The organism is Desulfovibrio sp. SGI.230, assembly GCF_050313065.1.
Lineage (GTDB): Bacteria > Desulfobacterota > Desulfovibrionia > Desulfovibrionales > Desulfovibrionaceae > Desulfovibrio.
In genome coordinates, this window is sequence record NZ_JBNPKS010000005.1 from 113322 (window position 1) to 131686 (window position 18365).

An 18365-nucleotide genomic window follows, 5' to 3' on the forward strand; every position below is an offset into this window, starting at 1 on the left:
ATACATCAAGACCACCCGCACGGCGGGTGGTCTTTCGTTTCGGGCCGTGGCGCCCAACAGGCTGATGCCCATAAAAAAGACGGCGGGAACGCGTGATGCGTTCCCGCCGTCTCCACATATCGTGCGACAACAGACGGGGCATGCCCTGCATGCCTCGCCTCATATCAGGTCCCGAAAGACGTTCCCGCGGACGCACGCCCAGACCTGCACGCCTGACGTGCAGCGGACATGACGGCCATGCCGTCCTGCGGTAACCGGGAAACAGCGCGGCAACGCCCGCCGCCGGCGTCAGTACCGGTCCGGCGTGCGTTCCGTGAAAGCGCTATTCGTCGTCCCAGGAAGAAGTATCGTCCACCAGCGTATAGCCGCGGACCTGGATGTAGTTGACCTCGTCCACCTGCTCCAGCAGGCCGGTCACTTCCACCAGGGCGCTCACCTCGTCGGCCAGATCGGCACCGGCGCCACGAGGGATGATGCGATATTCCACATCGTCCTGCACCACAGCCACACTGGCCTGCCGCGCATCGGCGGCACGGGGCACAGAACAGACATAGCCTTTCACGGTAATGGGATTGCTCATGCCTAGGTAATCCTTTCTCACAAAGCTGGGAAATGTCCCTTCTCCCCTTGTATCCGCTTTCCCGGCCTGCCGCAAGCCTTTGCGCGCTTTTCAGGCAGCACCCTGCGGGCCTAGAAACCGTATTTTTTCAGCAGTTCGTACCAGTGCCCGCGGGAGACACCGGCCATGCGTGCGGCGGCCCGGGCATCGTCGCCGCACAGCGCCCGTACCCGGGCCACATAGTGCCGCTCCGCCTCATGCCGCCAGCTGCGCAACGAAGGAAAGGCCCGCCCCGTTTCCGGCATGGGAGGCAGGTCGGGCACGCTACAGGCCCCGGCTTCGGCCAGCGGGGGACAGACCTCCCTGCCGCCGGGCACGTCGCCCGCCACGCGTCCCTGCCCGGCCCGGCTGCGGGCCACGGCCACGCGCAGGCCGGTGGCGAGGTGCGCGGGCAACAGCAGGGACGCATGTTCCGCCGCCAGACAGGCCCGCTCCAGCGCATGGAACAGCTCGCGCACATTGCCCGGCCAGTCGTATTCGGCCAGCATCTCCAGCAGCAGGGGGGAAAGCTCCTTCTCCTCCATGCCGTTGCGGCGGCAGCAGCGGATGACCGCCTGCCGTGCCAGCAGGGGGATCTCGTCCCGGCGCCGGCGCAGGGGCGGGATCACGATGGTCATGCCCTGCAGGCGGTAAAGCAGATCCTTGCGAAAGCGCCCGTCCTCACTCATGGCCTCCAGATCCTGATTGGTGGCCGCCACCAGGCGAAAATCGCTCTCCACCTCGCGCACCTCTCCCACAGGACGGAAACGGCGCAGCTCCAGCGCCCGCAAAAAAGCCCCCTGTATGCCCTGCGGCAGATCGCCCACCTCGTCCAGGAAGAGCGTGCCCTGATGCGCCGCCCGCAACAGGCCCTCGCTGGCCCGCTCCGCGCCGGTGAAGGCCCCCCGGGCATGGCCGAACAGATGGCTCTCCACCAGCGTTTCCGGCAGGGAGGCGCAGTCCACGGCCACGAAAGGCCGCGAGGCCCGATGGCTGTTGCGGTACAGGGTGCGGGCGAACAGCTCCTTGCCCACGCCGGTCTCGCCCAGCAGCAGGACGTTGACGTCGCTGTGCGCCGCCTGTTCCAGCTGGGCCAGCGCCGCCTGCATGGCCGGGCCGCTCCCCGCCACCTGACCCGGCTCCAGTTCCAGGCCCCGGCGCGAGCGCCGCCTGTCCCGGGCCTCCAGCACATGGCTCAGGGTCTCTTCCACATCGCGCACCCGCACCGGCTTCATGAGAAAATCCCAGACACCGCCGCGCAGGGCTTTTTCCGCCGCATCGCCGTCGCCGTGGCCCGTGATGACCACGATGTCCGGCGCGTCGGGCAGGGCCGCCAGCTCCTGCTGCGCATCCAGACCGTTGCCGTCGGGCAGGAGCATGTCCAGAAGGATGACGTCCACGCCCGCGGCCGCCAGACGCCGTCCCTCGGCCAAGGTGGCCGCGCACAGGGCCTCGTGCCCCAGACGGCGGCAGGCCACCTCCACCATGGTGCGCATCAGGTTCTCGTCATCCACTACCAGCACACGGGCCATCCTTGCCTCCCTGCCCGGGCCTGCGGTCCCGGAGCTTCCCCTGTGGCCATCCCCGGGCGCGGCACAGGGGCGCGCCTGCTGCCCGGTATATCGTTCCCTTTTTCCTGCGCTCTCCGGCTGATGCCGGATACAAAAACTTTTCGTCCTTCCTGCGGCGTTCCCGGCACCAGAGCCCCGTCGACCGGAAGGACGGCCGGGCAGCCATCCGCCTGCCACGGCTGCCGTCCATCCGCCCGCATACGGGGCACGGCGGCATGGTCCGCCGCGAAGACGGCGGCGTCAGCCGTTGTCCCGCCGCAGGGCTTCTTCGGCACGCGCCAGAGCCTCGGCACAGGCCGCCGCCAAAGGCTCCAGCCCTTCCGCTTGCTCCGGCGTGCCCGCCAGTGCCTGCCGGGCCGCCTGCTCCAGAGCCGCCGCCCTGAGACGGAGCTCCTCAAAACAGAGCGTGGCCGCGGAATTCTTCAGGGCATGGGCCGCCCGGCGCAGGGCCTCCGCCGTCCGGGCCGCCGGGACCGCGGAATCGGCGGCCAGTTTTCGGGCAGCTGCAAGCGCTGCGTCCAGACGCGGCAGATCCTCCCGCAAGGCCGTGACCAGGGTATGCAGCAGCTCCTCGTCCTGATCCGCGGCCGCCAGTGCGGCCGCCCTGTCCCAGATGACGGGGGCCTCGGCCTCCGCACCACAGGGCGTCGGCCCTGCCTGACCGTCGCCGGGACAGCCACGGGGCACGTCCCGCAATGCGGCCAGCAGCATGGCCGGGGGTACCGGCTTGTCCAGCAGGGCCCGTACGCCCAGCGCCCGGAAGCGCGCCTCCTCGCCGGGGGCCAGACCGGCGGAATGGACGATCACCGCCTGCTGCCGGGACGCGGCGCTCTGTCCGGCACGGATGCGCTCCAGCACGGTCAGGCCGTCCATGCGCGGCATACCGGCATCCAGCAGGATGACGTCCCACGGTGTGGCGGCCAGCATGTCCAGGACCTGTTCCCCGTCCGCAGCCAGCCCCACGGTGCAGCCCTGCTCCCGCAAGCGCACTTCGAGCAGATAACGGCCCGCGGCGTCATCCTCGGCCACCAGCACGCGCAGGCCCTGCAAGGGGCCCGCCGCAGTGGCCGGGGCAGCGCCGTTTTTTTCCGCCGGGCACAAGTGCCCGGGCTGGGGGCCGGGACCGCCCTCCACGATCTTCAGACGCACTTCCAGCGTGAACGTGCAGCCTTGCCCGGGACAGGAACGCACCTGCACGTCCCCGCCCATGCGGCGGGCGATGGTGCGTACGATGTTCAGCCCCAGACCGGTGCCCGGCTTGCCGCCGGCGGCACTGCCCCGGCAAAAACTTTCAAAGACCGTCCTTTCCTCGCCGGGCTCCAGCCCGGGCCCGCTGTCCCGGACGTCCAGCCGCAGCAGGAACACGCCGGAAGCCAGGCGTTCTCCGCCTGCCTCCACGTCTACGCGGCCCCGTTCCGTGAATTTAACGGCATTGCTCACCAGATTGCCCAGGGCCTGCCGCAGGCGGAAACTGTCGCCACGGACCTGCCGGGGCAGATGCGGCGCCAGATGCAGCAACAGCTCCAGCCCCTTGCCCTCCGCCGCCGGTCTGTACAGATCCGCGCAGGCCCGCAGGCAGGCGGGCAGGTCGAAGGTCCGGCAGCGCAAACGCACGTCCCCCTGTTCCAGAGAAGCATGGTCGGTGATGTCGTCCACCATCTCCAGAAGGGCCCCGCAGGCCCGGCGCAGATAGGCCAGGGCCGTATGCCGCTGCTCCGTCCCGCAGTCCTGACGGTCGAGCAGATCGCTCATGCCCAGCATGGCCGCCAGCGGGGTACGCATGTCGTGACTGAGACGCCCCATGAAGGCGCTCTTGAGGCGGCTCTTCTCCTCGGCCTGCAGACGCCGCAAGGTCAGGTTGCTGGTGATGCCGCCCACGGCCAGCACCCCGGTCAGGGCCAGCAGACCGTACAGCAGGCCCAGCTCCCGCTGTTTCCGCTCCAGATCCCGCACATAGGCGGCGGCATCCATGCTGATGCTGATACCGCCCAGCATGTCCCCTTCCTTGTGGCCCTGATGGCAGCGCAGACAGCTTTCCTGTGCGGCCAGTGTCCTGAGCAGGCGCAGACGCCCCTGCGGCAGGCAGTCCTCCCCGCTGAAGAAGACCTGCCCGCCCTGCGTGGCCGTGGCCAGTATCCGCCGTTCCCAGTCATCGGCCCGGTTGCCCGGCCGCAGGGGGGCCTGGCCCACGATGGCCAGACGGAAGCCGGGCTCGGTGAGGCGTTCGGCCATCTGGCGGCTCATGTAGGCGGGATTCATGAGCACCAGCGTCCGCCCGTCGGCGGTCCGCAGGGTCCTGTCCTTTTCCGGCAGCCAGGGATTGGGCTCGCCGTAGGCGCTCAGAGGCACATAGACGCCCCCGTGGCCCGCGTTCCAGTCACGGGCATCCATGAGCTGGTGGGCCGTGGCCGCCAGGCGGGTATGGCAGAGCTCCAGCAGGTGGGCCTGCTCGCCCTGCACGGCATGGCGGTACAGGCAAAAGGTCAGGACCAGCCAGGCGGCACTGGCCAGCACGGGCAACAGCCAGCGCCGCCAGTGTCCGGGCCCGCCGAACGGCGGTACGCGCACGGGGTCGGACATGGTTCCTCCGTCGGCCCGTTCGGACACGCCGGGCTGTCCCGACGGCGGAAGCAGGGCCGGAGTTGTCATATTTTTCTGAAAATCTGTCTTTTTTTCCTGAAAATCACAAGGCCCCGCCGAGAACAGAAAATCTTCGATCCAATAATAGCCTGATAAAACAAGGAAAAATGTGAACGTGCTCACAGCGGCCAAACTGGCACGCCCCTTGCTCTTTTTGGAACAAACGCCGGAGGGGACCGGCGTCATGCTCAGATCGTCATCCCTGCCCCTTGGTGCGGGACAGGAGGCGATATCAACGAAGGAGGCTCTTTATGGGTACACCCCGCACAGGACCCTGGCTCAAAGTCTTTCTGGGTGGTCTGGCGGCGGGCGCGGCACTGCTGGCCGTGATGGCTTTTGCCATGGTCTCGACGGACCAGCGTCCGTTCTGCGCCAGCTGCCACATCATGCAGGAGGCCGCCGTGACGCACAAGCTGTCCACGCATGCCAAGCTCGCCTGCAACGAATGCCACGCCCCGCACAACCTGCTGGCCAAGCTGCCGTTCAAGGCACAGGAAGGGCTGCGCGACTTCATGGGCAACGTGTCCGGCAAGGACATCCCCCGCCCGCTCAGCGCGCGCACCCGCGACGTGGTCAACGAAAATTGCAAGGCCTGCCACTTTGCCACCAACAGCGAAGTGGCCAGCATGGATGCCAAGCCCTATTGCGTGGACTGCCACCGCAATATGGCCCACATGCGCCACAAGCCCATCAGCACAAGGACGGTTGCTTATGACTAATCGACTCTTCGGCCTCACCCTTGCGGCCGCGGCCCTGCTGGCGCTGCCCCTGCTGGGCGGCTGCCAGGACGTGGACACCGAACTGAAGGCCCCGGAATACAAGACCGGCCTGCCCGCGGGCGAGACCCGCATCTCGGCCTACAAGGAGGCCTTCCCGCATCAGTACGCCTCGTACCAGAAAAACAACGAGACGTCCGTCATGACCGAGTACAAGGGCTCGGTGCCGTTCCACAAGAACGACGACGTGAATCCCCTGCCCAAGGGCTACAAGCACGCCCAGCCCTATCTGAAGAACCTCTGGCTGGGCTATCCCTTCATGTACGAATACAACGAGGCCCGCGGCCACACCTATGCCGTCAAGGACTTCGTCAACATCGACCGCATCAACCGCTACGGGGAAAAGGGCGGTCTGCCCGCCACCTGCTGGAACTGCAAGACCCCCAAGATGATGGAATGGATCGGCAAGTACGGTGACGCCTTCTGGACCAAGGACGTGAACACCTTCCGCGGCAAGGACGCCATCAGCGAGATGGACGAGACCATCGGCTGCAGCAACTGCCACGATCCGGCCACCATGGAGCTGCGCCCCTACTCCGAACCGCTCAAGGACTGGCTGAAGCGTTCCGGCAAGGACTGGGACAAGCTCTCCCGCAACGAGAAGCGCACCCTGGTCTGTGCCCAGTGCCATGTGGAATACTACTTCACCCACAAGGACAACGGGCCCGCGGGCCGTCCCGTCTTCCCCTGGGACAAGGGCTTCGGCCCCGGCGACATGTATGAATACTACAAGAGCCACGGGCCCAAGCAGGCCGACGGCAGCAGCGGGCCCTTCACCGACTGGGTGCATGCGGCCTCCAAGGTGCCCATGATCAAGATGCAGCATCCCGAGTACGAGACCTTCATCGACGGCACCCACGGCGCCGCCGGCGTCTCCTGCGCGGACTGCCACATGCCCTACCAGCGCGTGGACGGCAAGAAGGTCTCCAGCCACTGGATGACCTCGCCGCTCAAGGACCCCGAGCTGCGCGCCTGCCGCCAGTGCCATGCCGACAAGACCGCCGACTACCTGCGCGGCCGCGTGCTCTACACCCAGGAGAAGACCTTCAGGCAGCTGCTCAAGGCCCAGGAAGAATCCGTGCGCGCCCACGAGGCCGTGCGCCTGGCCAACGCGGTGCCCGCCGAACAGCGCGCCGCCAATTATGACAGCCTGATGGCCGAGGCCCGCGAGATGGTCCGCAAGGGCCAGCTCTACTGGGACTATGTGTCCGCCGAGAACAGCGTGGGCTTCCATAACCCCGCCAAGGCCCTGGACACCCTCATGAGCTCCATGGAGTTCAGCCACAAGGCCGTGGCCCTGGCCGAACAGGCCACCGGCTACAGCATCAGCCCCGCCCTGGCCGGGGACATCAAGCAGATCGTGCCGCCCATCCTGAACATGAGCCGCAAGCTGCAGCAGGATGCCGATTTCCTGAAGCAGCATCCCTGGACGCAGCTCCTGCCCGTGCTGCCCAAGGCCGAACAGGTGTGGGACGGCCAGGAACTGAGCGCCCGCTAGGACCTCGACAGCCCTGAAACGGGATCGGCGGCCCTGCCGGTCCCGCCTCGTCCTGAGGAAAACAGCAGCGCGGGCACGGCCCCCGGGCCGTCACCGGGCCGCATCGGGGAGGGGATTCCCCTCCCCCTCCCCGACCTTTCCCGCAACGGCCCGGTCCCGCCCGGCCATGCCTCATCCTCTACCCCCGGGGCCCCGCAAGGGGCCCCCTTTTTTTAGGCCCCTGCCACAACCGCCGCACGGCGGCTCCGGCGGCGTGGAAACTTTGACGCCCGCCCTCTTTCATGCGAAAAGGATGACAGATTTTTGTCTGTTCCTATGAGCTGGCATACTGCTCTTTTAAATAACATCTATCTGTTTTTACTTGATATTTATAAAAACACCCTAAGGTGTGCCTTTTTGGCCCGGTATTTGCTTTGCATCTGGAAAACAGTTTTTCCGACGGCATCTCCACGCCGTGACTTTCAAACTTTCAGGCAGAGCGGATCATGAGAACCTATCGCCGTCTTTTTCAGATATTTTTCCTGGCCCTGATCTTGGGCAGCGCATCGGGCTGTGCCATGTTCCAGCCGGACGATCCCGGCTACAACAATCCCCAGCGGGCCCAGAACATCGTACGCACGGCCTCCAGCCAGGAAGGCAAGCAATATCGCATGGGCGGGGCCTCTCCCTCCCGCGGTTTCGACTGCTCGGGCCTCATCTGGTGGGCCTACCGCCAGAACGGCCTCAAGGTCCCGCGTGTGACCGTGGATCAGGCGCGGGCCGGATATGCCGTGCCCAAGAGCTCGCCCCGGCCCGGCGACATCATGGTCTTCAGGACCAGCAGCGGCCCCCGCGGCCTGCATACCGGCATCTATGCCGGCAACAATACCTTCATCCACAGCCCCAGCCGCGGCAAGACCGTACGCCGGGAGAACATGCAGCCCTACTGGGGCAACAGGCTCATCGCGGTACGCCGCATCGTCATCTGATCCCTTTGCAGGAAAGAACGAAAAAAGCGCGGGCGACCGCGCTTTTTTTGTGCCTTTTTTCCAGACATCCGGCCCGACAGGCCACCCTTTCCCGCATACCGGCCTTTTTCCTCTGCGGGCGCAGGGGCTGGCATCTTGCCATCAGGAGTTTTTTGACGTAGCGTTGCAGTGAGATTTCCACTTTTTATTCCAGCTAATCTTGACGGGCGTTTCGCCACGCCCGGCCTTCACATAAAGGGCAGCCTCCGGGCTGTCCTTTGCCTTGTCCGCCCCCTCGCATCGGCGGTCTCTTCCTTTCCTGCCTGACCATCCCGCACACCTGACGGACGCCAGCGGCACGCGCTGTCCTTTTCAACAAGAACGGACCTTCGGACCGTCCCGATAGTCCCCCTGCTTTCCGGACGGATGCCCGCCCCCGGACAGCCCGGCCAAAAGACTCCACCGCACAACGGGCACTGCCATCTTCCCCGCGCCTCCGTCCCGGCAGGCCCATCCGTCTTCGACCCGGCCCGAAGCCATAAAAAAAGACCGGCATACGGGGCATCCCGCAGCCGGTCTTCGTACGGTCACGATCAGATGTTAGCGTGCCGCTTCCAGAGCGATGTCCACGGCCGCTTCGAAGAGGGGTTCGGACAGTGCGCCCCGCACCATCAGGCCGTTGACCAGGAAGCAGGGCGTGCCGTCGATCTTCAGCTTTTTGGCATCGTCCAGATCCTGGGCGATGATCCGGGCCGTCTTGTCGCTGGCGGCGTCCTTTTTCAGGCGGTCCTTGTCCAGGCCCAGCTTGTCGCAGACCTCGTCCACGAACTTCTGGCCTTCCAGCAGCAGGCGGTCGCGGTCGGCGTACATGGCGTCATAAAACTTCCAGGCCTTGCTCTCGCTCTGCGCGGCCACGGCCACGAAGTAGCGGGCGGCCAGCATGCCGGGGCCCTGCTCGTCCAGCGGCATGTGCTTGTAGACCAGGCTGACGTTCTTGCCGTATTTCTTCATGATCTCGTCAAGCACATGGGTGGCCTGCTGGCAATAGTGGCAGGTGAAGTCCGAAAAGGCCACGATGCGCACCGGCGCCGCCGCATTGCCCTTGACCGGGCGGCCCGACAGCGAGATCTGCTTTTGGGGCGTGTTCTTCACTTCCTTGTGCCACTGGGCTTCCAGGGCGGCCTTGCGGCGCGCATTGGCGCCCGCCTGGGCGATGTCCAGCACGTCTTCGCTGTGGGAGCGCAGCACGTCCAGGACGATCTCGGGATGTTCGCGCAGCAGATCCTCCAGCATCTGCTTCAGGTTGGCGTCGGTGACGGTGGCGGCACGGGCGGGAGTCGTATCCATGACGGGGGCCAGGCCCACCGCCAGCAAAAGGATACCGCCCAGCACCAGAGGACGGAACAGTTTCTTCATGCAAATATCCTATCGCGCCATGTCGCTTTCCGGCCCTTCAAGCCGGCTCTGCATGGCGGCATCTTCGATTTTGAACAGGAGTTCATCAAAATCGACAGGTTTCATCAGGTAGCCGAAAGCGCCTTCGCTCATGGCCTGCACGGCAAGCTGCATGTCCGCATGGCCGGAAAGCAGGATCACCTGGGCGGTGGGCCACTGCTCCACGATGATCTTGAGGGCGGCGATGCCGTCCATATTGGGCATCTTCACATCCATGACGACGATGGGAAAAGGCTGTTCGCGCATGGCTTCCACGGCCTGCAGGCCGTCCGCCGCCGTGTCACACTGGTAGCCGCGCCGTACAAGACGCTTGGCCAGCAGGGCCGTCACTTCCTTTTCGTCATCCACCAGAAGAATGCGCGTATCAGCCATGGAACCAACTCCTTGTTGCAATGCGGCGCTGATTTTAGCCAGAAACGGAATCCGGGGCAAGAACCCCTGCCCCGGGCGATGGCGGGGACAGCGATGCCGCCGGACATACCGGCATTTTTTTGTCACGGACGGTTCACGTCTTCCCATTTGTCGGGCTTTTCTTTATTTTGTTCCGCAGATGGCGGCCCCGGCAGAGGGGCCTCACTTTTTTGTTTGTTTCCCGTGAAACAGCTCCCCCTGTTTCCCGTGAAACACAGCCCGGAGGACAGCATGGCGCGCATCATTTCCATAGCCAACCAAAAAGGCGGCGTCGGCAAGACGACCACCGCCATCAACCTTTCCGCCGCACTGGCCGTCATGGAAAAGCGCGTGCTGCTGGTGGACTGTGACCCCCAGGCCAACAGCACCAGCGGTATCGGTATCGCCCAGGAAGACCTGCATCACGACCTCTACTCCACCTTCTATACGCCGGAGAACATCCACGAGAGTATCAGCAGCACCCGCACGCCCTTCCTCGACGTGCTGCCCGCCAGCACCAACCTGGTGGCCGTGGAACTGGAACTGGTGGACAAGATGGCCCGCGAGTTCTACCTGCGCGACTGCCTCGAACCGCTGGGCACGGAGTACGATTACATCATCATCGACTGCCCGCCGTCCCTGGGCCTGCTGACCCTCAACTCCCTCTGCGCCTCGCAGGAACTGCTCATCCCCCTGCAGTGCGAGTTTTTCGCCCTGGAAGGTATCGTCAAACTGCTGCAGACCTTCGAACTGGTCAAAAAACGCCTCAATCCCAAGCTGAACCTGCTGGGCGTGGTGCTGACCATGTACGATGCCCGCAACCGCCTGACCCGCGAAGTGCGCGACGAAGTACAGCGCTGCTTCCCCGACCACCTCTTCGAGACGGTCATCCCGCGCAACGTGCGCCTTTCCGAAGCGCCCAGCCACGGCAAGTCCATCATCCACTACGACATCAAGTCCAAGGGCGCCGACGCCTACCTCAACCTTGCCAAGGAAGTGGCCCTGCGCGATCCCGCCCGCATGCCGCAGCCGCGCTAAAAAAAACACATGACGGCCGGTCCTTCCTGAAAAGCCGGAAAGCCCCGCCGTCATGCCCGAGAGGCGGGCATAAAAAAAGCCGGGCAAAGCCCGGCAAAAAACAGCGGCAACGGGAAACACCGCCGGCAAAGCTAGTCAGGATTGTACGGCGTGCATTCCACAGCCATGTGGTCGCGGAAATGCTTCTGGCGCACCGTGGACTGGCAGCTCTTGCAACGGAAGACCAGCAGACCGCCCAGATTGGCCGTGGTCAGATGGAACGGATGCGCGGGGTCGTTGCGCCAGTCGGCGGTATGGGCGCCGCAATGCGGACAGGTGACCTCGGGGCTGTACGGATAACGGAAATCCCAGAACTGGAGCAGGCGCTCGAAATCAGCCACGGGCTCGTCATTCAGGTGTTCCAGGGGGGGCTCCATGGCCTTCAGGGCCTTGACGACGGCCGCCTCGCAATGCGACCACAGGGCGGCAGAAAGCTGCACCCCTTCCAGATTTCCCTGACGGTCGGTCAGGTACAGAAGATGCTTGTTGGACATGGTTTCCTCTGGTCAAAAGTTTTGGGGCAATCACTGTCGTAAAAAGTGCCGCCAGCACGGCATGATGTCAAGGAGAGAGCATGAGTAGCAAAGGTCTCGGCCGCGGCCTGGACGCCCTGTTGCGCCGTACGGATATGGGCGCCGCCCGGCAGGAAAAGAACGATACGCCGGAAAAAGAGACGGGCACGGAACACAGCCCCACCCTGCTGCCCCTGTCCCATCTGCATGCCAATCCCAGCCAGCCCCGCCAGACCTTCGATGCCGAATCCCTGGCCGAACTGGCGGCCTCCATCCGCGAACAGGGCATCATCCAGCCCCTGCTGGTGCGCCCCCTGGCCGACAGGCCCGGCCACTACCAGATCGTGGCCGGTGAACGCCGCTGGCGGGCCGCCCGTCAGGCGGGCCTCGGACAGGTGCCCGTGCACGTGCGCGAGATGAGCGATGCCGAAGTCATGGCCGCCGCCCTTATCGAGAACCTGCAGCGCGAAAACCTCAATCCCATGGAAGAGGCCCAGGCCCTGCAGCAGCTGCGCGAGACCCTCAAGCTGACGCAGGAGGCCCTGGCCGCCCGCCTGGGCAAGAGCCGCCCGGCCATCGCCAATGCCCTGCGCCTGCTCCAGCTCTCGCCCGCCGCGCAGGCCGATCTCCACCACGGCCGCCTCAGCGCCGGTCATGCCCGCTGCCTGCTGGCCCTGGGCAATGACGAGCGCGCCCTGGCCGCCGCCGAAGTGCTGCGCAGCCATATCATCAGCGAGTCCCTGAGCGTGCGCCAGGCCGAAGAAGCCGTGGCCCTCTGGCGCGAGGAACAGCGCCTGCCCTGGACCGCCGCCAGCGAAGCCGCCCCGCAGCGGCCCGCCCCCTGCAAGCGCAAAAAGCTGCCCCAGATCGCCGCCCTGCAAAAAAGCCTCTGCGCCGCCCTGCCCTGCAAGGCCCGCGTCAGCGGCGATATGGAAAGCGGCCGCATCACCCTGCGCTACACCAGCCCCCAGGAGCTGGAAGCCCTGCTGAACCGCCTGCACTGCCACATCCCTGAAGACGAGCCCGCCGGGGAAGCCATCGCGGCCCCGGTGGATGCCAAGACCCCCCGGCAGTAGCCGGGAGGCAAAGAAATATAATGGCGAGAGGGGAAGGGGCGTTTTTTGTAAAAACTGCCCCTTCCCCTCTCGCGCTCTCCCCATCCCTGAAAAAACCTTTCTTCCGGTCTGGCCGGAGGGTCCCCGCCGTTGTCTGAAAGACGGTGATCCCCTCCCTGTAAAAATGGTCAGGAACTCTTCCCACCAGAATGACAAAAAACAACAGGGGGCACGGTGTATCCGGTCAGGATACACCGTGCCCCCTCAAGCATCTTCTCCCCTACCCACGCCGCCGCAGGCGCGCGGCGAACATGCCTTCCAACCAGGGGTGGTCGTGGGGCGTCTGCCATTGCACAAGGCGCTCCAGGCCGCTGTCTCCCGCCAGCAGCCAGTCCACGGCCTGCTCGTTCTCCAGCGGATGCAGGGTACAGGTGATGTAGGCCAGCTCGGCGCCGGGCTCCAGACGTGCGGCCAGAGCCTTGAGGATGGCCCGTTGCAGGTCGGCGTGCTCGGCAAGGGCCGTCCGGGGACGACGCCGCAGATCGGGACGGCGGGCCAGCACGCCCAGGCCGCTGCACGGCACATCGGCGATGATGCCGCCCTGCCAGCGGACGACGGGCGGCCGGGAAGCATCGGCCAGGGCCAGATGCGGCAACGCAAGGCCCAGACGGCGGCAATGCCCCGGCACCTGCCGCAGGCGGGAGAAACTGCGGTCCGTGCACAGGCGCACGTCACCGCCCTGCTCCAGCAATTGCACGCTCTTGCCGCCGTAACCGGCACAGGCATCCCAGACGGGCCATCCACGTCCCAGCCAGTCTTCCAGCCCCAGCGCGGCCATCACTTCCTGCGAGGCCGCCGCCTGCTGCGAAAGGGCCCCCTGCTCCAGCAGACGGGCAAGCGCCTCGCCCTGTACGGCGGCAGGCGTCTGCCCGGGCGCGAAGGCAACGCCCCAGCGCCCCACGGCCTGCGGCGCGGGGCCGTCCGCCGGGACACAGGCCAGCAAGGCCTGTTTCAGGGCCGCGGCCTGGGGACGCGAGGCATTGACGCGCAGCGCCTGCCAGGGGCGCGCCCCGGAACGGGCCAGCAGGGCCCGGCAAGCCTCGTCACCGTAGGCCTGTTGCCACAGGGCCACCAGCCAGCGCGGCACGGCATGGAAGCGGGCCAGCCGCAGCTCTGCTTCCGGCAGGGCAAGGCTGCGCAACTTGCGGGCCGCGGCCGCATCCTCGGCAAAAAACGTTTCTTCATCCGCAGGCCCGGCATAGAAATTCGGCGTCCGGACGGCATCGCCCAAGCGCTGTACGGAACGCAGGCTGCCGTTGACTACCCTGGCCAGTCCCGGCCCGTAGAGCTGCCGGGCCAGATCCACGGCCGTATGCAGCACGGCATGGGCAGGCAGACGATCCAGGAACAGCAGGCCGTAGGCCGCCACGGCCAGCAACCGCCGCAACGGCAGGGGCAGCTTGAGCGGCTGCCGCAGCACCTTGCCCAGCACGAAGGCCAGACGGTTCTCCATGCGCAGGGTACCGTAAGCCAGCTCCGCCGCCAGATGCCGGTCACGCTCGGCCAGACCGCCTTCCTGACGCCGGGCCGTGTCTTCCAGCACCTGCTGCAGGGCCGCCTGTATGGTGCAGCCCGCACTGAAGGCGCTGTCCAGCAGACACAGGGCCCGCAGGGCCAGGGCCGGGGCCGCGGGCGGGAGCTGCCGCAGACGGCGGCTTTCCGTAAAATGGCCGTTGCCTTCCGCGGCAAAGGCCTGACCGGCCGTGTCCCGACCTGCTTTCCTTTTTGTTCCTATCATAGGTATCACTTTGAAATAAAATGATTATTTTTAGCGTTATCTCCAGTCTCCGCGCTGTCCTCAAGCCCGAGGAACAGGCGCACGGCCCCCTCCACGGCCGCAAGGGACACCAGCGTGTCCAGACAGGGGCCGCAGGGACGCTGGTTGAGGATGCCGAAGACCGGCAAGGGGTAGCTGTCCTGGATGCCGGAGGTGAGGTCCCGTTCGCAGGCCACGGCGATGATCATGCGGGGCCGCGTCTGGACCACGATGCGCCGGGCGATGGTCCCGCCGGTGGCCAGCGCCAGATGGAAACCGTAACGGTCCCGCAGCTGCAGCAGACCGCCCACGGGGCATTGTCCGCAACGGCGGCACAGGTCCACATTATGATTGAGCCGGTGCGGGCAGGCACTGCGCTGGATGCAGTGCGGCAGCAGCAGGAGCAGCCGCTCCGGCCGCACGCGCGGGCGGTCGGCCAGCACCAGTTCGTTGTTGACCTTGATGAAGGAATGTCGCACCCGCTTGCGCTCCATGCGCACCACCTTGGCCAGCAGCTCCATGAGCGGGAAGAACAGGCGGATGGTCACATGGCGCACGCTGCTCACCCCGGGGAGATAGCGCCCCGTGTAGACATGCCAGACCAGCGTGCCGCACATCCAGATCAGGGCCAGGATGCCTGCCCCGCCCACCAGCATGCACAGCAGCGGCAGCCAGGTGAGGGTCTGGCCATAGTCCGACCAGGGCAGGATGAGGAAGAAGGCCAGAGCCAGACAGGCCACGCAGCAGGAGGCCAGCATCAGGCCGATGAAGATGCGCTTGCGCCCGCCGCCGTACTGACTGGCGGGCAGGGAATAGGGAGACTTTCGTAGCATAGGACTCCAGTGAAGGCCAAAAACGGCCACACGGTCGAAATGGCCCACAGATGCCCTGTACGGCATTTTTGGCTATCAGCCATGCCGGGCATCAAAAAAAGAAAAAAAAGCGCTCATATGGCCCGCCATGACAGGGGCCTTCAGGACACACCGGACGGACTTGCCGTCATGGTCACAGCGCTGCCATCCTACACCAAAGCCCGCCGGGACAACAGATGCCCCTTGCCTCCCCTCCCGGCAGGAAGACTGCCTGTGCCTGCCCCCTCCTTTTCACCACAGCCATCGTACCTGTCCCCCTGGAGCTGGAACTCTCCCCTTTGTGAGCAGGCACGGCGGATGCGCCCTTTCCGGCTCATGCATGCAGAGGGTGCGGGACACTTCCCGGCCCGGTGTAGGACTCTCCACTGGCAAAGGCCACCCTGCTGCGCCCCCCTGCCCGTCCGCATGGACACGATGGCTTCGGGACGCGGACGGCAGGAATGCGGCAGGCGGCCAGGCGCCGGAGCCTGGCCTGCCCCCTCCCCGTATCCGCCCTCCTCTTGACAGACGGCCCGCAATAATGTCCCCTGCCCTGAAAGGAGGACGTATGAGACAATGCATGGATGCGGAGAACCTGCACCGCCGGATGAAGAAGCTCATGGGCCAGTTGCAGGCCATCGACCAGATGATCGACAAGGACGTGCCCTGCGAGGACATCCTCATCCAGATCAACGCGGTCAAGGGCGCCCTGCACCGAGTGGGCCAGATCGTACTGGAAGGCCACTTGCAGCACTGCGTGCGCGACGGCATCGAACACGGGGATGCCGACGCCACCATCGCGGCCTTTGCCAAGGCCGTGGAACATTTTTCCCGTCGCAGCTAGCCGGGCCTGCCCGGCTTTTTTTTTGTCCCCTGCTTGACTACCTATACCCCTATAGGTATCTTGAGGGCCGATCCAATACATTTCCACCCCGCCTGTCCCCGCGCACATCCGCCGCAGAGCCTTCCGCACATGCCGGACCTGTGGATGCCCATGACGCCCCCGGACAGACAAGGAGGCCCCATGCTGGCAGACGTCAAGGAATGGCTCAGGGAAGAACCCCGGCAGGCACTGGCCCTGGGTATCTCGGCAGTGGCCCTGCTGCTGAGTTTTCTGGAAGTTGTCCCCGGTCCTGTGGATCCGGCCTGGCTGGCCGTGCTGCTGTGCGGCGTGCCCATCATCAAGGAAGGCGCCGAAGGCCTGTTCACGCGCTTCGACATCAAGGCCGACGTGCTGGTCTCGCTGGCCCTGCTGGCGTCCGTCATCATCGGCGAGATCTTCGCCGCCGGTGAGGTGGCCTTCATCATGCAGCTGGGCGCCCTGCTGGAGGAACGCACCGTGGCCAAGGCCCGGGCGGGCATCGAGCGGCTGGTGCATCTGACCCCGCGCACGGCCCGGCGCCTGGACGGCACGGCCGAGAGCATCATCCCCGCCGAAGAGGTACGCGTGGACGACCTGCTGCGCGTGCTGCCCGGCGAGACCATCCCCGTGGACGGCATCATCGTCAGCGGCCAGACGGCCATCGACCAGTCGGTCATGACCGGCGAGTCCCTGCCCGTGGACAAGGGCCCCGGCGATACGGTGTCCAGCGGCACGGTGAACCAGTTCGGGGCCTTCGACATGCGCGCCGTCAAGGTGGGCGAGGACAGCTCCCTGCAGCGCATGATCCGCCTGGTGCAGTCCGCCGACGCGGGCAAGGCCCGTATCGTGAGCCTGGCCGACCGCTGGGCCACCTGGATCGTGGTCACGGCCCTGACCGCCGCTGCGGGCACCTGGATCGTGACCGGCGAAGTGCTGCGCGCCGTGACCATCCTGGTGGTCTTCTGCCCCTGCGCCCTGGTGCTGGCCACGCCCACGGCCATCATGGCCGCCATCGGCAATGCCACCCGCCACGGCGTCCTGGTCAAGGAAGGGGACGCGCTGGAGCGTCTGGCCCGCGTCAGGGTCGTGGCCTTCGACAAGACCGGCACCCTGACCCGGGGCACTCCCGGCGTGGCCCATGTGCACAGCGCCCTGCCCGAACTCGCGCCGCAGCAGCTGCACCTCCTGACCGCCGCCGCGGAGCGGCGCTCCGAACACCCGCTGGGCAAGGCCATCGTGCGGGACGCGGGCACGCGGGACATCCCCGAAGCCGAAGATTTCCGCATGCTGCCCGGGCGCGGTGTCTCCGCCCGTGTGGACGGCCATGCGCTGCTGGCGGGCAACGCTGCCCTGTTGCAGGATAACGGCATCGCCCTGTCCCCCACGGACAAGGAAGAAGCGCAGCGCGCCCTGGATGCGGGCCAGAGCCTCGTCTATGTGGCCCTGGACGGACGTTTTGCCGGTTTCATCGCCCTGGCCGACAGCCTGCGCAACACGGCTGCCGCCACCCTGCAGGGTCTGCGGGACGCGGGCGTGTCCACCATGCTGCTGACCGGCGACAACGAGGCCGCCGCCCGCAGCGTCAGCGCGGGCCTGGCCCTGGACGGCGTGCGCGCCAACTGCCTGCCCGCCGACAAGCTGGAATGGATCGCGGACAGCCAGCGTCAGGAGCGGCCCGTCTGCATGATCGGTGACGGCATCAATGACGCCCCTGCCCTGAAAAAGGCCTTCGTGGGCGTGGCCATGGGCGGCATCGGCAGCGACATCGCCGTGGACGCCGCCGACATGGCCCTGGTGCATGACGACATCAAGGAACTGCCGCACATCTTCGCCCTGTCCCGGCGCATGATGCGCACCATCACCCTCAATCTGTCCTTCTCCATGATCCTCAATTTCGCGGCCATCTTCCTGGCCATGGGCGGCCTGCTCTCGCCGGTGCTGGGCGCTCTCGTCCACAACGCCGGTTCGGTGCTGGTCATCATCAATTCGGCACTGCTCCTGAACTGGCGCCACAAGGAGGCCGGAAGGTAGAAAGATATTGGGGGGAAGGGACCCCCTTTGCCTAGCGCAAAAAGGGGGTCCCTTCCCCCCAAGCCCCCCATCCTCCCCCAAATGCGCTTTATTCAGGGAAATATGCTCTCGGGGATGCCACATACCGTGCTGGCGATTCACTCCCCCAATCCAGAAACTACTGCTGCAATCACCCGCAAAAAAAACAGAAAGGCCGCTCCGTCAGGAGCGGCCTTTCCTCTCTCTTTTCGGTCCATGTGCGCTGTCACGGCCCGCCGGTCAACGACGGGGACGGGTGACGTCACCT

Annotated in this window: 15 protein-coding genes; 7 read left to right on the forward strand and 8 right to left on the reverse strand. The window is 65.9% G+C overall.

Annotation, left to right across the window (positions count from 1 at the left end):
• Positions 1 to 322: 322 nt before the first annotated feature.
• The 3 genes from ACQRAG_RS06685 to ACQRAG_RS06695 all read right to left on the reverse strand — a co-directional run bounded on the left by ACQRAG_RS06685 (position 323) and on the right by ACQRAG_RS06695 (position 4749).
• Entirely contained in the window at positions 323 to 580 is a 258-nt protein-coding gene (locus tag ACQRAG_RS06685; RefSeq protein ID WP_289615909.1) for a hypothetical protein, read from the reverse strand.
• A 110-nt stretch (positions 581 to 690) separates the two neighbouring features.
• Positions 691 to 2130, reverse strand: a complete 1440-nt coding sequence (locus tag ACQRAG_RS06690) for a sigma-54-dependent transcriptional regulator (RefSeq protein WP_297231464.1) — start codon at positions 2128 to 2130, stop codon at positions 691 to 693.
• 279 nt (positions 2131 to 2409) lie between these two features.
• Positions 2410 to 4749: an ATP-binding protein gene (locus ACQRAG_RS06695; protein ID WP_427803812.1), complete on the reverse strand. Its 2340-nt coding sequence runs from the start codon at positions 4747 to 4749 to the stop codon at positions 2410 to 2412.
• A gap of 311 nt (positions 4750 to 5060) precedes the next feature.
• Between ACQRAG_RS06695 and ACQRAG_RS06700 the strand changes: the two genes are divergently transcribed.
• The 3 genes from ACQRAG_RS06700 (at position 5061) to ACQRAG_RS06710 (ending at position 8051) form a co-directional block, all read left to right on the forward strand.
• Positions 5061 to 5528 carry a NapC/NirT family cytochrome c gene (locus ACQRAG_RS06700; protein WP_006006938.1) on the forward strand — a complete coding sequence of 156 codons (468 nt, stop codon included), beginning with the start codon at positions 5061 to 5063 and terminating at the stop codon, positions 5526 to 5528.
• A complete protein-coding gene (locus tag ACQRAG_RS06705) occupies positions 5521 to 7083 on the forward strand; it encodes an ammonia-forming cytochrome c nitrite reductase subunit c552 (protein ID WP_168936185.1) in 1563 nt (520 codons plus the stop codon). The genes ACQRAG_RS06700 and ACQRAG_RS06705 overlap by 8 nt, the downstream gene beginning before the upstream one ends.
• A gap of 485 nt (positions 7084 to 7568) precedes the next feature.
• The gene (locus ACQRAG_RS06710) at positions 7569 to 8051 is read left to right on the forward strand and encodes a C40 family peptidase (RefSeq protein ID WP_168936184.1); all 483 of its coding nucleotides are present in this window, start codon (positions 7569 to 7571) and stop codon (positions 8049 to 8051) included.
• A 579-nt stretch (positions 8052 to 8630) separates the two neighbouring features.
• Here ACQRAG_RS06710 and ACQRAG_RS06715 read toward each other — a convergent pair.
• Both ACQRAG_RS06715 and ACQRAG_RS06720 read right to left on the reverse strand, forming a co-directional pair.
• Positions 8631 to 9446 carry a DsbA family protein gene (locus ACQRAG_RS06715; RefSeq protein WP_204626348.1) on the reverse strand — a complete coding sequence of 272 codons (816 nt, stop codon included), beginning with the start codon at positions 9444 to 9446 and terminating at the stop codon, positions 8631 to 8633.
• 9 nt (positions 9447 to 9455) lie between these two features.
• Positions 9456 to 9857, reverse strand: coding sequence for a response regulator (locus tag ACQRAG_RS06720; protein WP_168936182.1), 402 nt, complete (start codon positions 9855 to 9857; stop codon positions 9456 to 9458).
• A 270-nt stretch (positions 9858 to 10127) separates the two neighbouring features.
• Here ACQRAG_RS06720 and ACQRAG_RS06725 point away from each other — a divergent pair, with 270 nt between their 5' ends.
• Positions 10128 to 10913 (forward strand): ParA family protein, encoded by a 786-nt coding sequence (locus tag ACQRAG_RS06725; protein ID WP_168936181.1) that lies wholly within the window; start codon positions 10128 to 10130, stop codon positions 10911 to 10913.
• Positions 10914 to 11044: 131 nt separating this feature from the next.
• Here ACQRAG_RS06725 and ACQRAG_RS06730 read toward each other — a convergent pair whose 3' ends face one another.
• Positions 11045 to 11446: a hypothetical protein gene (locus ACQRAG_RS06730; RefSeq protein WP_006006916.1), complete on the reverse strand. Its 402-nt coding sequence runs from the start codon at positions 11444 to 11446 to the stop codon at positions 11045 to 11047.
• 80 nt (positions 11447 to 11526) lie between these two features.
• On the opposite strand from ACQRAG_RS06730, the gene ACQRAG_RS06735 reads away from it, so the two are divergent.
• On the forward strand, positions 11527 to 12540 hold the full coding sequence (locus ACQRAG_RS06735) for a ParB/RepB/Spo0J family partition protein (protein ID WP_204626349.1): 1014 nt from the start codon (positions 11527 to 11529) through the stop codon (positions 12538 to 12540).
• A 259-nt stretch (positions 12541 to 12799) separates the two neighbouring features.
• On the opposite strand, the gene ACQRAG_RS06740 is transcribed toward ACQRAG_RS06735, so the two are convergent.
• Positions 12800 to 14317 carry a transcription antitermination factor NusB gene (locus ACQRAG_RS06740; RefSeq protein WP_427805292.1) on the reverse strand — a complete coding sequence of 506 codons (1518 nt, stop codon included), beginning with the start codon at positions 14315 to 14317 and terminating at the stop codon, positions 12800 to 12802.
• 5 nt (positions 14318 to 14322) lie between these two features.
• Positions 14323 to 15168 carry a DUF116 domain-containing protein gene (locus tag ACQRAG_RS06745; protein WP_168936178.1) on the reverse strand — a complete coding sequence of 282 codons (846 nt, stop codon included), beginning with the start codon at positions 15166 to 15168 and terminating at the stop codon, positions 14323 to 14325.
• Positions 15169 to 15754: 586 nt separating this feature from the next.
• Here ACQRAG_RS06745 and ACQRAG_RS06750 point away from each other — a divergent pair.
• Positions 15755 to 16030: a metal-sensing transcriptional repressor gene (locus tag ACQRAG_RS06750; RefSeq protein ID WP_168936177.1), complete on the forward strand. Its 276-nt coding sequence runs from the start codon at positions 15755 to 15757 to the stop codon at positions 16028 to 16030.
• Between the two features lie 180 nt (positions 16031 to 16210).
• On the forward strand, positions 16211 to 18079 hold the full coding sequence (locus ACQRAG_RS06755; protein WP_329969173.1) for a cation-translocating P-type ATPase: 1869 nt from the start codon (positions 16211 to 16213) through the stop codon (positions 18077 to 18079).
• Positions 18080 to 18365 lie beyond the last annotated feature (286 nt).

Excerpts from the sequence above, each read along its gene's own strand:
- ACQRAG_RS06735 (WP_204626349.1), top strand. The coding sequence starts at position 11,527 with ATGAGTAGCAAAGGTCTCGGCCGCGGCCTGGACGCCCTGTTGCGCCGT.
- ACQRAG_RS06740 (WP_427805292.1), bottom strand. The coding sequence starts at position 14,317 with ATGATAGGAACAAAAAGGAAAGCAGGTCGGGACACGGCCGGTCAGGCC.
- ACQRAG_RS06755 (WP_329969173.1), top strand. The coding sequence starts at position 16,211 with ATGCTGGCAGACGTCAAGGAATGGCTCAGGGAAGAACCCCGGCAGGCA.
- ACQRAG_RS06715 (WP_204626348.1), bottom strand. The coding sequence starts at position 9,446 with ATGAAGAAACTGTTCCGTCCTCTGGTGCTGGGCGGTATCCTTTTGCTG.
- ACQRAG_RS06705 (WP_168936185.1), top strand. The coding sequence starts at position 5,521 with ATGACTAATCGACTCTTCGGCCTCACCCTTGCGGCCGCGGCCCTGCTG.
- ACQRAG_RS06690 (WP_297231464.1), bottom strand. The coding sequence starts at position 2,130 with ATGGCCCGTGTGCTGGTAGTGGATGACGAGAACCTGATGCGCACCATG.
- ACQRAG_RS06750 (WP_168936177.1), top strand. The coding sequence starts at position 15,755 with ATGAGACAATGCATGGATGCGGAGAACCTGCACCGCCGGATGAAGAAG.
- ACQRAG_RS06730 (WP_006006916.1), bottom strand. The coding sequence starts at position 11,446 with ATGTCCAACAAGCATCTTCTGTACCTGACCGACCGTCAGGGAAATCTG.
- ACQRAG_RS06685 (WP_289615909.1), bottom strand. The coding sequence starts at position 580 with ATGAGCAATCCCATTACCGTGAAAGGCTATGTCTGTTCTGTGCCCCGT.
- ACQRAG_RS06745 (WP_168936178.1), bottom strand. The coding sequence starts at position 15,168 with ATGCTACGAAAGTCTCCCTATTCCCTGCCCGCCAGTCAGTACGGCGGC.
- ACQRAG_RS06700 (WP_006006938.1), top strand. The coding sequence starts at position 5,061 with ATGGGTACACCCCGCACAGGACCCTGGCTCAAAGTCTTTCTGGGTGGT.
- ACQRAG_RS06720 (WP_168936182.1), bottom strand. The coding sequence starts at position 9,857 with ATGGCTGATACGCGCATTCTTCTGGTGGATGACGAAAAGGAAGTGACG.
- ACQRAG_RS06710 (WP_168936184.1), top strand. The coding sequence starts at position 7,569 with ATGAGAACCTATCGCCGTCTTTTTCAGATATTTTTCCTGGCCCTGATC.
- ACQRAG_RS06695 (WP_427803812.1), bottom strand. The coding sequence starts at position 4,749 with ATGTCCGACCCCGTGCGCGTACCGCCGTTCGGCGGGCCCGGACACTGG.
- ACQRAG_RS06725 (WP_168936181.1), top strand. The coding sequence starts at position 10,128 with ATGGCGCGCATCATTTCCATAGCCAACCAAAAAGGCGGCGTCGGCAAG.